11 protein-coding genes are annotated in these 14,506 nt (G+C 43.8%); 2 read left to right on the top strand and 9 right to left on the bottom strand.

Translation table 11 applies throughout. The features are described 5' to 3' along the window. Positions 1-116: 116 nt before the first annotated feature. On the bottom strand, positions 117-905 hold the full coding sequence (locus FCL46_RS10885) for a transposase (RefSeq protein WP_136806493.1): 789 nt from the start codon (positions 903-905) through the stop codon (positions 117-119). 426 nt (positions 906-1,331) lie between these two features. Then, positions 1,332-2,243: a hypothetical protein gene (locus tag FCL46_RS10880; RefSeq protein WP_136806492.1), complete on the bottom strand. Its 912-nt coding sequence runs from the start codon at positions 2,241-2,243 to the stop codon at positions 1,332-1,334. Positions 2,244-3,082: 839 nt separating this feature from the next. Here FCL46_RS10880 and FCL46_RS10875 point away from each other — a divergent pair. Further along, on the top strand, positions 3,083-3,964 hold the full coding sequence (locus FCL46_RS10875) for a DMT family transporter (RefSeq protein ID WP_136806491.1): 882 nt from the start codon (positions 3,083-3,085) through the stop codon (positions 3,962-3,964). 41 nt (positions 3,965-4,005) lie between these two features. Here FCL46_RS10875 and FCL46_RS10870 read toward each other — a convergent pair whose 3' ends face one another. From FCL46_RS10870 to FCL46_RS10840, 7 genes are all read right to left on the bottom strand, one after another. Further along, on the bottom strand, positions 4,006-4,803 hold the full coding sequence (locus tag FCL46_RS10870; protein ID WP_136806490.1) for an ABC transporter permease: 798 nt from the start codon (positions 4,801-4,803) through the stop codon (positions 4,006-4,008). Then, positions 4,796-5,563 (bottom strand): ABC transporter ATP-binding protein, encoded by a 768-nt coding sequence (locus tag FCL46_RS10865; RefSeq protein ID WP_136806489.1) that lies wholly within the window; start codon positions 5,561-5,563, stop codon positions 4,796-4,798. Before FCL46_RS10865 ends, FCL46_RS10870 begins: the two co-directional genes overlap by 8 nt. 47 nt (positions 5,564-5,610) lie before the next feature. Beyond that, positions 5,611-6,636 (bottom strand): ABC transporter substrate-binding protein, encoded by a 1,026-nt coding sequence (locus tag FCL46_RS10860; protein ID WP_217909607.1) that lies wholly within the window; start codon positions 6,634-6,636, stop codon positions 5,611-5,613. Positions 6,637-6,971: 335 nt separating this feature from the next. Beyond that, positions 6,972-8,237 (bottom strand): formate/nitrite family transporter, encoded by a 1,266-nt coding sequence (locus FCL46_RS10855; RefSeq protein WP_136806487.1) that lies wholly within the window; start codon positions 8,235-8,237, stop codon positions 6,972-6,974. 48 nt (positions 8,238-8,285) lie between these two features. Beyond that, on the bottom strand, positions 8,286-8,654 hold the full coding sequence (locus FCL46_RS10850) for a response regulator (protein WP_136806486.1): 369 nt from the start codon (positions 8,652-8,654) through the stop codon (positions 8,286-8,288). After that, positions 8,651-10,642 (bottom strand): cache domain-containing protein, encoded by a 1,992-nt coding sequence (locus FCL46_RS10845; RefSeq protein ID WP_228723378.1) that lies wholly within the window; start codon positions 10,640-10,642, stop codon positions 8,651-8,653. The genes FCL46_RS10850 and FCL46_RS10845 overlap by 4 nt, the downstream gene beginning before the upstream one ends. A gap of 782 nt (positions 10,643-11,424) precedes the next feature. After that, the gene (locus FCL46_RS10840) at positions 11,425-12,519 is read right to left on the bottom strand and encodes an oxidoreductase (protein ID WP_136806485.1); all 1,095 of its coding nucleotides are present in this window, start codon (positions 12,517-12,519) and stop codon (positions 11,425-11,427) included. A 478-nt stretch (positions 12,520-12,997) separates the two neighbouring features. On the opposite strand from FCL46_RS10840, the gene FCL46_RS10835 reads away from it, so the two are divergent. Then, complete coding sequence (locus FCL46_RS10835; RefSeq protein WP_136806484.1) at positions 12,998-14,482, top strand: ethanolamine ammonia-lyase reactivating factor EutA; 1,485 nt, start codon at positions 12,998-13,000, stop codon at positions 14,480-14,482. The last annotated feature ends 24 nt before the right edge of the window (positions 14,483-14,506 follow it).

The raw sequence follows: 14,506 nt of genomic DNA, 5'->3' as shown, positions 1-14,506 counted from the left end.
ACCCGGAGTTATAATTGTCGTTGAACATTGCCCCTCAAGGAGGCAAAGGGCGTTGCCCCCTACAGTACTTGATATGGTATATGGTATGGGGTCGGACCACACCAACATACTAAAAACTAATGATTAATGGATAGAAAATAGGTATTTTGGGGTCTTAGAATGCACTTTTGGGTATCAAAAAGAGTGCTGTAAGGAGTTGTAGGCTCTTTCAATATGGACGATTCACTTTCGGATATTATTGAGCGTCCTGGTATTCTACCGACAAGTTCTCTCTGTATATTTTGTATATAGTTCTCATTTCCTACAGCAACAGCCTCACTCCAAAAACTTTGTCGACTTGAGACATCATTCAGAAGTTCCTGCTCCACCCACTCACGATGTAATTGACGGAAAATGTGATCTTCTTTTACCGCAAAAAGATCGTTTAGAGCCTTCTGGTTTACAATTGAATATCGTTTTGGGGGTGTTTGTATTTCGTTGTATCCGCTAATAGTATATTCAGAAGGATGCTGCACAACACCGGCTCTAACCATGTTGAGATCTATATAAACTAGACATTTCGCTAAATGTTTATCGGTCTGAACAGCTGTTGCGTGGTACCTGTCTTCCCAGAAAGCCCCTTTTCTCTTCTTGCGTATGTTGTATTCTTGAGCAGTTCTACCAGCTATCAGCTGTAAACTTTTCGGGATAACATGTTCACCAGTATCCATGACAAGCAAATGAACATGGTTTGAGGTGATGATGTAATCAAGAACACAGAGACCGTATCGTTTTTTTGCTTTATACAACCAATGTCGCCAACGCTTTCTATCCTTCTCAAATTTAAGTAGGAACTCCTGTTTATGACATCGATGAGTGATATGCCATACACAACCTGGAATATAGTGCCTGTTGGCTCTTGGCATAACAATAAAGTCTCATTAAGTAAGGACGAGGGGAGTAAGCTATCAATTTGATAATTGTAGTATGAAATTCTTTCAAATATCTCAATACAGTATCAGGTGATGTTGACAAAAACGTATGCGGCACTGTACGTGGCAGAGGAGTAGGTATTTTCCTTAGAGATCACTTTTTGCCTATAAAAAGGGTGCTCTAAGCTTCAATAACACCTGTTTTTTAGGAATAAAGTCTAGAGTTTGTAGCGTATTGGCGTGGTCCGACCCCAACTGGAACATATTTTTAATGTCGGAAGGTTTCATATTTATTTAACGTGGAGCTAACAGGTTGCTGGCACCCGCGAACTATTCAATAACCTAAATGTTTTGGTTTACCATAGGGTTTTAAGAACGAATCGGTGGCCTGACAGCAATCCTTGTTTAGCGTTTTGTTAGCTAAATATTTTTCATCTTTTGGATGACAAACACCCATGCTTTATCTTTTTGTTTGACATCATTAGCAATTGCCTTAGCACCATAATAATAGCCAAAAGGGTTAATTGGTGAGGGCAGTGGTAAATTACTCAAACAAAATTCAATTATGCGTTTTCCAATATTTGGTTTGCTTTGTTCAGCCAAATCCCAGAGATCTTTTTCTAATTTATCAGCTAAAACATTATCTGGGTGGTTGCCAGTGCCAAGTGAGTTAAATACATTTTTACGAAAACTAACTATATTTTCGTCTTGGCGTAATTGTAAAATATTCTCCCAGGAAAGTGCCTCAAAATCAGGTATAACTAAATTTGTTGTAAAAAGATTAATCTCATCATTCACGTCATGGGGAGCTTTAAGAGCTTCTCCAACTACAGGAGATAAACTCATATTAAAGTTTGTAATGTTTTTCGAGAGCAGTAAATTGAATGCAATATCTGATGAAATATCGTTGGCCACTATGGCAGCAGCTTTATACTCTTTAGAGTGATTATGAATCCTCATTTCTTCATCTAGAGCATTTTGGTACCAAGAATACTCACTTATTTTATTTGAAACATCTTCTGATACATACTCGAATGCTTCACGATGAATTTTTTCAGGATTGTCGAAATATTCCCACATATCTACGAATATATCGCTAAATTTCTTATTCTTTCCAAGCTCAATATCTTTTTTATGATTTTCTTTCTTGCCGATAGTCTTAGCTACATAAGATGAAACTGTTGGAAAAAGATCATTCTTCCCAATTGGACACCCATATCTGTTGAAAATAACTTGGTCATAGAGTAGTGCATAACGTTTATATACAGTTTCAACATCAACTCTTGAACGACGAAAATTTAATATATTGGAAAATGAGGAGTATACCTTCAATTTTATCTCTATTTAGTAGCTAACCATTGATTATCAGGTCAATTTGCCCTGATAATATGATATTAACGGGGTTTTCGGGCATAATTGCCCTGTTTCAATATCTGGATTATCGAAGACATCATGTAATCGCTTTGTTGATTTGGGTCTAAATCACTACCACAAATGCCTACCGATTTGTTAGATCGCGGATGCCTGCAAAATCTCATATTTTCAAGGGGATGCGGTCTATAAGTGAACACTTAAATTTATTACAGCTACCATGTCAACCACTAAACAGAGATTTGAGAAGGTAAGTGCTTTATGTCACTAATAATATGAGCCATTATGCCATTGGTCATGCTTGATTATTTATTATACTTTTAGTGTAATGATATAGTGATCTATTCATCTGGCACAAGTGCAGTAGAACAACAAGAAGGAAAACACTGTAATTGGTTAGGCGTTATGGGTGGAGGAATTAGCGCTATTCAGATGCGGATAAGGTTTAAAAAGGGGAGGTGTGGGAGTAGGGGGGCACTCAAGTTTCAGGTTACTCAGAAAGGGTGATTGACGAAGAATCTAGAAAACGGATATACAGCACTACAAATAATGAATGTAAAGATGTGCAGTAAATCCCGACGACGATCTGAAGCAAAGTCTGAGGGGCAGAACAACTTCATGCAATTCCCGATCAATTGTGTTTTTTAGAATATTGAGCAAGAAAAATGCAGACAGCATATACGTGAGGAGATAGAGTAACTGCCTCTGTTAGCAGGGGGAGAAGTGCTCTGCATGTATCGTATGTTTCACGATGTCCTGATGTTTTTTCATTAAATTATACAATTACGACCTGGTTATCCATGAAAACTGATTCACTTACGCCAATACCGATCATGTCCAGTCAAGTTGTCGGTTGGCTAGCTGTTTTGGGCTCTGCGTTCTTTTTTTATTTAGCAACGCTCATTATTCGCTGGGCTTCAGGTTACGTTTTTATTGAATCCGCCTATTTTGTCTTTGCACGGTTTCTCCTTGGCTTTGCAATTGTATCAGCTACTATGGTCATGCAAGGCCAGAAGTTGCAGCCGAAAAAATACCATTACCTTATTGGTCGAACTGTAGCCAATACTGTTGCTGTCTTTTGTTTCTATAAGGCAGTGGCAGTCGGATCGGTTGCCGAGGCAAATATTCTTAACATGACGTATCCGCTTTTTGTGGCGGTGTTTTCCTGGTTCTTCCTCAAAGGGCAGCGTGATACGGTTTCACTTTGTATTGTTGGTGTAGCTTTTGTTGGTGTATGGCTGATTCTTTTACCAGAAGACTTTCAGGCGGTCTGGCATAACCTGTGGGGGCTTTGCTCTGGTATTACTGCTGCTTTTGCAATAATTTATCTGAATATCAGCAGACGCCATCATGATTCACAGACTATCCTGTTCTTTATGTTTGGAATGGGCACTGTCATCATGTTGCTGTTTTTCCATAATTCCATTTTCCTGCCGAATTCCACAGAGCTGTTTTTTCTGATCAGTTGCTCGGTTGCCGGAGTTCTTGGGCAATACCTGCTCACGTATGGATTTTTTTATGTAACAGCGGTGGAGGGGGCTATTATATCTTCGAGTCGAATACTGTTCGCCGCTATGCTTGGGCCTATAATAGTTGCTGATCCGCCACTTACCATTGCTGGATGGATTGGTGCGTTACTCATATTTGGAGCTAACGCACTGTTGGGTTTACGAAAGAAATGAGGATGATGTGTATGGCAGTCTGTAATTATTGATACCGTAACTTACGATCGCCATTTAAGAAAATGGTTTTCTGCCTTGCTGATGAGCCAGGCTATAATCAAACCCATTACGGAAAGAATCGATACACCTGCTATGAGCTGGTCAGTTGCCATCAGGCTACCTGCCAGGAGAATATAGGCACCTACGCCATACTCAGCGCCAATCATTTCCGCTGCCACCAGCAAAATAATACCTATTGAAGCCGATATCCTAAACCCTGAAAGAATAGCAGGGAGTGCCCCTGGAATAATGATTTTACGTACAATGGACAAGCGGGAGAGGCCAAACGATTGTCCCATCCGGATAAGGCCGCGATCTACATTGTCCACACCGCCATAGGTGGCGATAACGGTAGGGAAAAACGTGCCAAATAAGATAGTTGCAACTTTTGACCCTTCGCCGATACCGAACCAGATAATAAACAGTGGTAACAGAGCAATCTTGGGTATAGGGAATATAGCTGAAACCAGAGGTGAGAGTCCTGCACGGGCAATACTGACAAGGCCAATGAGCAAGCCGACAGTGACGCCTAGAAATGTGCCACAGGTCCAACCCACTACCAACCGCTGCAAGGATGCACCAAGGTGTTTCCAGAGCATGCCGGTTTCTACGAGTTGAGAGAGGGCACGGAATGCCTCTGATGGTGCCGGCAGAACGAGACTGCTGATAAAGCCTGTCTGTGAACCGATCTCCCAGAATATAATGAGCACTACAAAAACGAGTATTGAGACTATTTTTGCCGGTTTGTGGCTAAATCCGCCTCCCCGAAATGGTACAGGGATACCTGTGTTATTAGACATACTGAAGCTCCATGTCTGCTGCACGAGCTTCATCACGCATTAACTCCCACAGATGGTGTTGTATTTTTTCTAACTCTGCATCAGCTACGCTGCGCTCTTCAAGGGGCTTGTCTATCGTAACGATATCATGCACTCTGCCGGGCCTTCGGGATAGTACGACAATCTTGTGTCCGAGCCGTACCGCTTCATGAAGATTGTGTGTGACATACACAGCTGTAAACGATTCACGTAGCCAGAGGTTGATAAGATCATCAAGCAGCAACTCACGGGTTTGGCTGTCAAGAGCCGAGAGAGGTTCATCCATCAACATTACCGCAGGCCTGACTGCCAGAGCACGAGCGATGGCTACACGCTGTTTCATGCCACCGGAAAGCTGGCGAGGCAATGCTTTTTTGAAATCGCTCAGATTGGTGCGGGCAAGAACATCGTGGATAATTTCCTGAGATTCCTGCTTACTGAGATGATGGTCTTCGAGAGCAAGACTAATGTTGCCTTCGACTGTTCTCCAGGGGAGTAGAGCGAAGTCCTGAAAAATATAGGTAAGTGGATTGAGTGATGTCTTTGGGGGCTCACCCAGCAGCAGCACTTCTCCGGTATCGGGACGTTCAAGGCCGCCAATAAACCGGAGAAGTGTAGATTTGCCACATCCCGATGGCCCGACAATGCAGACAATCTCACCTCCGCCTACTGTGAAGTCGATACTGTCCAGTACCGCCATATCACCATAGGCGTGTGATATGTTATTTAAATGCAAATCCATGTGGGTCCATCGATAAAGGCTAAAAAACAAAAAAACTTGAGTGTTACTTAATACGTTTCAACAAATTTCGGATCGACCAGTTTTTCAATAGTAAAATCTTTAGAGACCAGATTTTCGGATTGAAACCATGCTAATTGGTCTTTTACGCTTGTGAGGTTGAGTCTGACGTTTTTGTTAATTCGCATCGCGCCATTGCGGATCGACGGTGCAGCTTTTTCATAAGGGCGATCTGCATAAACGTATTTGTGAATGAGTTTCACCATATCTTCCGCGGCAACATCACCAGCAGTTTTATCTACCAGAGCAGCATTAAAGTCATCTACACCTTTTGAGAATGCAGCTAGAAAACGTTTTACCAGTTCCTCTTTTTTAGCGGCATTGTCAGCAGAGGTGAATACTGTGCTCACCTGGTAGTCTGGGATGTAATCTGAAACCTTGCCGATAACCTTAACAGTAGGGCCTTTAGCCAAGCCTTTGGCAATATGCGGGACGATAGACCACGCATCGATCTGGCCTGACTTAAGCGCACCGACGATAACACCAACTTTTTGAAGCGATTTTACTTTGATGTCACTGCGGGCGAAGCCTTCTTTATCTGCAATCTTGTGAGCAACATAGTGAAATGAAGAGCCAGCCTGGGTAATACCAAATGTTTTACCTTTAAGCTCAGCAGGTGATGTGAGGCCTGCATCATACGCCTTTTTGGAAGCAAGGATCATTTGACCGTCGATACCTGGCTCTTCATGCAACACACCGCCGATAACCTTAATAGCACCTTTGTCTGCAAGGTTTATCATGCCAGCGGATATAGGAGCTATACCAAAGTCTACGTCTCCTGATGCGATTGCCACTGCAATCGGCTGAGCTGCCTGGAAAAATTTAATATCGACATCAAGGCCTTCCTCTTTAAAATATCCGCGTTCATAGGCAACAAATGTTGCAGCGTGTGAGGTGAAGCGCAATGCTCCCACGGATACTTTATCATCAGCTGTAGCGTTAGAAAGTGTTCCTGAATAACTGATGAGCGTTATCAGTCCAACAGCCAGGAATTTTAATACATGATGTTTTTTCATTGAATACATGTGCTCCCTCAGTGGATTTTCGAAAACGTGAATTGAATATTAGAGCCAATTAGACCAGGAGACTGTTCGGGAATAGGCATTTGGGTCAAAATCGAGAAATTTACGGACAGCCTACTGGTTTATTGTCTAAAACAGTACAGGCATACAAGAAGTATAACAAATGGTGATATTCAGCAAGGTTGAAGTCATTCTCGGACAAGCTCCCGGGCTAAAAGATTGCAGGGGCGATGGTGAAATCTTCTTAATGTCCGTAATAATACGTACCAAAGCCGTAAAGCTGTCTCACCCCTCCATGTAGAAAGAAATACATGGAGGGATGAGATTGGTTATGCCGCAGGGGTAACTTTGGGTGGTCTCAGATACGCCCCCCAATAACCAAGCCCTACAAAAACCACACCACCAATGGTGTTGCCGATGGTAACCGGTATCAGATTATTTATAACGAATGCTCCCCATGTCAGATTGCTGAGGTCAACGCCATGCGGGGCCAGACCTGCCCAATCTGTAAGAAAGATAGCGCTTGGAATAAAATACATATTAGCGACGCAATGCTCGAAACCGATGGCAACAAAACCCATGATCGGGAAGAAAATAGCAAAAATCTTACCGATCACCTGACGGGATGCCAGGGCCATCCATACAGCCAGACAAACCATCCAGTTACAGCCGACTGCCCGAACAAAGGCTTCGCCAGTGCTGAGATTGACTTTGGCATTTGCAATCTTGATTGCCGCCTCACCCAGAGCATTGTCGCCGGTTTTCCATAAACCTGAAAAATAGAACAATAATGCAAGGAGAATGGCACCGAAAAAGTTGGCAACATAGACTAATGTCCATTTGGCTAATACATTTTTCCAGGTGACTTTGCCGGTTATTACACTGGACACCATGAGGTTATTACCAGTGAAAAGCTCACCACCGGCAATAACTACCAGCATGAGTCCTATACTGAAAGCACCTCCGGCTACCAGCTTTTTAAGGCCGATACCCATCGCCGGGTTCATGTCGAAGGTGACCGTATTTGCAAACAGCCCGCCAAAGCCGACATAAGCACCTGCCATAACACCAAGAACAAAAAGAGAGATCCAGGGCGATGTTGCTTTTGCAACGCCTATGCTCTGCGCCACAGTCTCTGCTATGATTTTGGGGCCTTTGTCATCCATGCTCGGTACGGGGAATTTATCAAGCATCTGCTCAAATCGGCCCAGAGCTTTTTTCTCGTGCAGTAATTTGTTATGGATTGCCTTCTGCACTGTGGAAGTGATTTCTTCGGGAGTGAAGGGTTTGGCCAGGTAATCCATAGCTCCGCGTTTCATGGCTTCTGTAGCTCTGCCTACAGAGGGGTATCCGCTGATCATGACTACTGTGGATTCAGGTGCTCGTGTTTCAAGCTCGGTTACGACATCCAATCCATCCAGGCCAGGCATTTGCCAATCGCACAGAATGACAGAATATTTTTTCTTCGACGCGAGCATCAGCCCTTCTTTAGGGTCGGAGGTGACCTCCACGTCAAATCCTTCTTCTGCAAAAATACGCTCACAGGACATAAGCACAGCAGAATCATCATCAATAATTAACATACTTTGGGCCAAAACATTCTCCTCCATGTGTGTTTTTTCAGATTAATAGTGTTAATATTTTTAATTATGTGATTTTAATTTCAGACATTTTTCCAATTGATCCAGAAGCTCATCCGGAGTGAATGGCTTGGCTATAAAATTATCCGCGCCGGATTGGATCCCGGCATTCCGGGTGTCTGGTGTCAGGTATCCGGTCATCATCAGGATTGCTATTTCAGGCATGTGTTGTTTCGTCCAGGAAATCAGGCTGAAGCCATCCTGCTTGGGCATCTTTATGTCTGTGATCATTGCATCAAATGTTTCCGATTCAAGAATTCTTTTTGCCTCCTGAACGGTACCCGCTATTCGTGCAGTGATGCCTTCGGCTCGCAAAATTCTTCGGCAGCTTTCCACAACGATAATATCATCATCAACGATTAGAATTTTCATACGCCTCCTCTATGATATCTGGTTGGGTAGGAGCAGTGATCGCCAGACAATTGTGTTGCTGGAAGCCAGATGGTGAAGTGTGTTCCTTCCCCAAGTGTTGATGCGACTCGTATGGTGCCATTATGTCGCCCAATAATTCCGGCTGATACAGCAAGGCCAAGGCCTGTTCCTTTGCCCACCTCTTTTGTAGTAAAAAACGGATCAAATAGTTTATCCATAATCTCAGGCTCAATACCGCTTCCGGTATCTTTAATAGTTATTTCAGCACCCATTATTCCATTTTCTTCAGCTTGCCTGGTGGAGACCTCTATAGTGTCACCGGGTTCCGTTGCATCCAGAGCATTTATGATCATGTTAATCCACACGCTTTGACATAAATTTCGGTCCAGGGAAAACATCGGCAGTCCTTTGGCACCGGTAAACGACAGTTCTATTCCTTTTATGAGAGACTGATTGGTAAGAAGTTTGATGCTGGAGTCGATTTGGCGATTGAGGTCAAGCGGTTTGGGGTTGAGCCGGCTTTGCCGTGAAAAATCGAGCAGACTTTTAACGATTTTCCGTACCCGTTCTGTCTGGTTCTTGATCGTTTCTAAGTCATCCCGTAATTCTTCGTCTAAATCTTTACGCCGCAGGATCAGGTGGGTAAAGGTCAATACTGCTGTGAGCGGATTGTTTATTTCATGGGCGACACCAGCTGCGAGTTTACCTACACTGGCGTGTTTTTCTGACTGGATCAGGACACTTTCACTTTCTTCTTTTTGGCGTTGGTCCCGTTCCTGTAATGCTTGGGTCATTTTGAGAAATTTCCGCTGTAATAGCCCCATGTCTCCTTTAGAGATGGGTTCAATGTTCGGTGAGAAATTTCCATTCGAAATGTCTATGCTGGCACGTATTAACCCGTTCACCGGCCGCATGATCATTCCTGTAAGGAACCAGCCGAGTATAAACGCGAGCATCACGCCGGCCACTGTGATAAGGGCAAACATGACAATGGCCTGTTTACGGACATCCAGATATTTTGCTTCAAGGGCACCGACGTAAAGCATGCCGACACGGGAGTTGAATATGTCGGTTATCGGTTCGTAGGCGGTGATATACCAGTCTGAGAGTACCTTGGCACGATCAGCCCAGGGTTTACCCTCTTTAAGGACATGCTGGGAGACTTCTTCGGAGGCTGATGTTCCTATTGCGCGATTTCCATCTTGATCTATTACATTGGTGGCTACCCGTAACGAATTGAGAAAAATTGTGGAAGTACCGACATTTCGACCTTTATATTTCTCGTTACGAAACACGGTTTCTCCAACTTGATCCACGAATGTAGTGTCCCTGTTTAAAAGAATACCGCCATACATTGTACCGATGATCCTTCCTTCCAACTTTATGGGAACTGCTGCGCCGATCGCCAACCCCGTGTTGATAGCGGTGTGTTTGTCTGTAGGGGTTAGGGATTCTTCAGGAATAGGGACAACTGCCCAGGCGAGTAATGTTGGATTTTCGTATTGCAGGCTTTCCTGATTCATAATGAATGTGCCTGAAACCGTTTTTCCCTTTTGTATTGAAAGGCCAGCGAGTGAATTTATATTTTCGGGAGGTACGACGTGATTGTTATGGTTGTTAAGGCGACCTGATACGTCTTTGTCTTTATAAAAAATACCTGAAAAATTAAGACCGACACGATCTGAAACAGTATTGATCTGATTTTCAAGGTAGGTGCGATCGTCATGTTTCAGCGCATGTTGGAAGCCCGGAGAATCAGCGATTATTTCCAGAACAAGACGAATTGATTCTATGCGATTGTCGTAGAGAAGCCGCGCTACATTCAGATCCTGATTGACCCGATGATGGGTTTCAGTGATTACTGATTTATAGAGCATGTTTCCACCGACAACCAATGAGAACAGGCCTATAAGCAGTGAAATAGCAAGCAGACTGGCTATAAGTCGAAAACGTGTTGAATGAATCAGGTCGAGCAACTTTTGCTTCACGGTGGTTCCTTTGCTATACATATTGGCCAAAACAGGTGGGTAAACATCAGAACGTGCCTGTTCAGACAAAAAAAATACTGTAGATGCAGAGTTGAAAGCTGGAAAAAAGCGGCAGGCTGTTGATCGATTATGGAATTGCTGACAAGGGCAACTACCAGGGACTACAGACGAAAAACAGAAACAATGAAAGGGGCAAGAGTCCAATCCGTTTAATACACCCTCGCCAGGAGAGATATGATTCGTATGGCACTTTTTTATTACGCCTATCTTGCACATTGCTTACAGCTCTCAGCACGCATTCCGGACAACGTAGCTTATTTGAAAAGCTTTTCCTATAATTTTTAAATAGTCTTATGCACAACAGGTTGAAAGTGACTATGCGGTGCATTGTGTTGTGAGGATTTTGACCCAGCGCAAATGCGTGAATAGGCAGGCGAGCAGCATGTTTGGGTTGGAAGCTACAAAAAGAAACTGGCAGCCAGTGAATTCTTTGACTCCGGTTTGGTCTTTAACGAGACATGAAAAATCTACGTGGTCTTGAGAAAACAGGAATATTGGTTTGAGATCTTAAGTGATATTGACGGTAAGGCTAACATCAATGGCTGGTCAATATCGTACAGGGTGTCGCTGTCCTGAATCTACACCACTACATGTACGTGCCCTCATCACAGGATGATCAAAGGGCACGTTAATGCGTGTTGGGCGAACGATGGTTTCTCACATGGCTCGGAGAAAGCGGTAATGCCGATCCTGCCATAAAGAAGCTAACCAGTGTTTACCCGTTACTTTTTTTCAAAGTTACAGTGTAAGGCTTCTTTCCTGGATAACGTTGAGAAACATTTATTGCATGAAACACATGTCGCCTTGGTCCTGTCTCCGCCGGCCCATCGACGTATAAGGTTTGGCTCTCTTATGAGAGGACGCGAAAGGGCAACGTAGTCCGCAAGCCCCGAAGCAACGACATCTTCTACAACATTTATAGAAAGAAAACCTCCCACTAGAATAAGAGGAATATCTATCTCTTTTTTGAAGGTTTCAGCAGTCTGCCTGTAATACACTTCCCTGTCTTCAGACGTTGATGTACCGACCCGCGATGGAATGAGCTTCCCTGACTCAAAAGTTCCACCGCTCATTTCGATGGCGTCCATTCCACGATCTTCCAGCATGTGGGCCACTTTGATGGATTCTTCAACGGTAATTCCGTTTTCAAGAAAATCCTCTGAATTAATTTTGACCATTATCGGGAATGACTTTCCTACCCTTTGCCGGATTTCTTTGTAAACATCGAGAAGCAATCGTGCACGGTTCTCAAGGTTTCCACCGTAACTGTCAGTTCTGTTATTGTAATGAGGAGATAAAAACTGACTCAGTAAATAGCCGTGAGCGGCATGGATCTGAAGCCCGTCAAAACCTGATTTGACTGCTCTATCAGCAGCATCACCAAAAGCGATTACCGTTCTTTTGATGTCGTCAGCTGTCATTGCGGAAGCTCTTTTAACACCTGCTTTAAAAACATCTGAAGGTCCGATGGCTGCATATGCATCTTGTCCAATACCTTGTTGTCCGGCATGGGCAAGCTGCACGGCTATAACTCCGCCATTTTCGTGAACAACCGAAGTAATCCGCTTTAGGCCGTCAATCATTTCATCAGAATAGATGCCCATCTGTCGAGGACCTGCCTGTCCTTCTCGTGCCACGTGCGAATGACCGGTTATAATAAGTCCGACCTCGCCTCGACTGAGTTCTTCCATATAGCCACATAGCTGATCTGTTACCGTTCCATCAAGCTCTGCCATTGCTTCGTAGGTTGCAGATCTTACAAAACGGTTTTTAATCTTCATACCGTTGAGCTCTGTTGTTTCAAATAGTCCTGTCATTTTTGTCCTTTAATTAAAATGTCTAAACTGCGTAAAGATGAAGATAACGCTCTTGTAGTCTAGTGCTGTGTAAATCTTTAAACATAGCAGCGATATGTAACTGAATGAGAAACGAAGTCAGTGTGCTAAAAGGGCGAACAAGATCCGACAGGTAAAGGTTTACAGAGCACTAAATTGCCCTCAAGAGAATTTACGGCACCGTATGTGTATTGTGTCCGTAGTACCTTAATCATCCATATATTTTTTGTATCTCTATCTGCTGCTTCTCCCAAAAATGTAGCGTTTTTTCTCTCCTGTTTTCAATCAATTACCCCGTACAAATAACATTAATGAAATTGGCAAAGTGCGATATGTCACAAAAATGTAATGAAAATTGATATTGACCATTGGTATTCCAGTTGGTATATCAGTGCATAAATAGACACTTAAAGTCAATAATGAACATTCGGAAGGATGAAAGCTACTTTTTAATAGAAATATGTCCAGTCAAGAAAAGCAAAGAACAACAGGCGATGCCGTTACCATGATTGGTCTCGATTTCGGCTCAACAACAAGCAGTGCGATTGTAGCGCGTGCTCATGTTGGCAGGAATTCGGTAACAGGTCGTATGTCGTTTGGTAATCCGGATATCATCTATCGTTCTGCGCCGATCTTCACGCCTTTTGAGGGGGACATACTCGACGAATCCGCACTTCGAATGCATATACATACCTGGTTACGGGAAAGCGGTATTACTCAAAAGGATCTTTTTTGCGGCGGGGCAATAATAACAGGCCTGGCCACAGAAAAAGCCAATGCCGGTTGTATTGCAGAGATCGTCAAAGAACATGTCGGAGAGGTTATAATTGCCACAGCTTCTGACCCATGCCTGGAATCATGGCTGGCGTTTATGGGAAGTTGCTCTGCACTGTCCCGTTGCAACAACACCCGGTCGATCATTAATCTTGATATTGGCGGGGGGACTACCAACCCTGCAATCGGGGTGAATGGAAATGTTCTGTCTACAGGGTGTTATTTTGTCGGAGCGCGTCATTTCCAGTTTGAGCCTGGGACCTATACCATCACTGTTATCTCAAGATATGGCCAAATTCTCCTCGATCATCTTGGCATTACAAAGAATACAGGGGACTCTCTGGAGAGTAGTGAGCGTGACGCTATCCTCGATTTCTACCTGTTCATTCTGGAGGCAATCGTCAGCGGAAGTGGAACCGTCTGTCATGATTCTGCTGGAATTGCCCATACCCAGATACCTTTGGTTCCCAAAGAACTCATAATCGAACCGATTATCACATTTTCCGGTGGAGTGGGGGAGCTAATCTATGGCTATGCCATGAACCGGTATCTTCCAGAAACAACATATTACGGCGATCTGGGCATAGATCTGGCCAGGAGGATATTGGCATCACCTCTGTTGTCAGAACATATTGCCGATATGGTGCCTGAAAATATGGGGAGAGCAACGGTATATGGCCTGGCCATACACAGTACAGAGGTTTCCGGCTCCACACTTTTTCTTCCCCGGCAAAATATATTGCCTTTACGGGACCTGCCTATAGTTGGACGGATGCCTATGGATGCAGACACGAACACGATAGCAGAGCTTATTGCGTTGGTGGCCAAAAGCGCAGGTGGCGGTGCTATACACATAACCGCAGAACCGGAACAACTGCAGGAGGAAGGAATACTTCAGGGTCCGCCAGTCGAGAACCTCGAACGGGTAAAGAGTTTAGGACAGAAGATATGTGATGTATTGCAGGCTGAAGATGGAATGGCTGGCAAACCATTATTACTGCTTGTCCCGCACAACTGTGGAAAATCGCTCGGCAATTACGCTACAAACTGGCGCAAGGCTTCAGCCGGTCTCATTGTAATTGACGAAATTCTCGACAGGAATGCTCACTTTGTCAATGTTGGCAGTATTTATAACAATATCGTGCCGGTATCGTTTTACGGCGTGCAATAATGAATAACGCAACCGGCGTCAATC

It is taken from the genome of Desulfosediminicola flagellatus (assembly GCF_005116655.2).
In the GTDB taxonomy this organism is placed as follows: domain Bacteria; phylum Desulfobacterota; class Desulfobulbia; order Desulfobulbales; family Desulfocapsaceae; genus Desulfopila; species Desulfopila flagellata.
The sequence above is the reverse complement of the archived record's forward strand: the minus strand, read 5'-3'. Positions and strand labels throughout refer to the sequence as shown.

What these genes read in the sequence shown, in the direction of transcription:
- FCL46_RS10885 (WP_136806493.1), bottom strand. Translation starts at nt 905, where the DNA reads ATGCCAAGAGCCAACAGGCACTATATTCCAGGTTGTGTATGGCATATC.
- FCL46_RS10875 (WP_136806491.1), top strand. Translation starts at nt 3,083, where the DNA reads ATGAAAACTGATTCACTTACGCCAATACCGATCATGTCCAGTCAAGTT.
- FCL46_RS10870 (WP_136806490.1), bottom strand. Translation starts at nt 4,803, where the DNA reads ATGTCTAATAACACAGGTATCCCTGTACCATTTCGGGGAGGCGGATTT.
- FCL46_RS10865 (WP_136806489.1), bottom strand. Translation starts at nt 5,563, where the DNA reads ATGGATTTGCATTTAAATAACATATCACACGCCTATGGTGATATGGCG.
- FCL46_RS10860 (WP_217909607.1), bottom strand. Translation starts at nt 6,636, where the DNA reads ATGAAAAAACATCATGTATTAAAATTCCTGGCTGTTGGACTGATAACG.
- FCL46_RS10850 (WP_136806486.1), bottom strand. Translation starts at nt 8,654, where the DNA reads ATGAAAATTCTAATCGTTGATGATGATATTATCGTTGTGGAAAGCTGC.
- FCL46_RS10840 (WP_136806485.1), bottom strand. Translation starts at nt 12,519, where the DNA reads ATGACAGGACTATTTGAAACAACAGAGCTCAACGGTATGAAGATTAAA.
- FCL46_RS10835 (WP_136806484.1), top strand. Translation starts at nt 12,998, where the DNA reads ATGTCCAGTCAAGAAAAGCAAAGAACAACAGGCGATGCCGTTACCATG.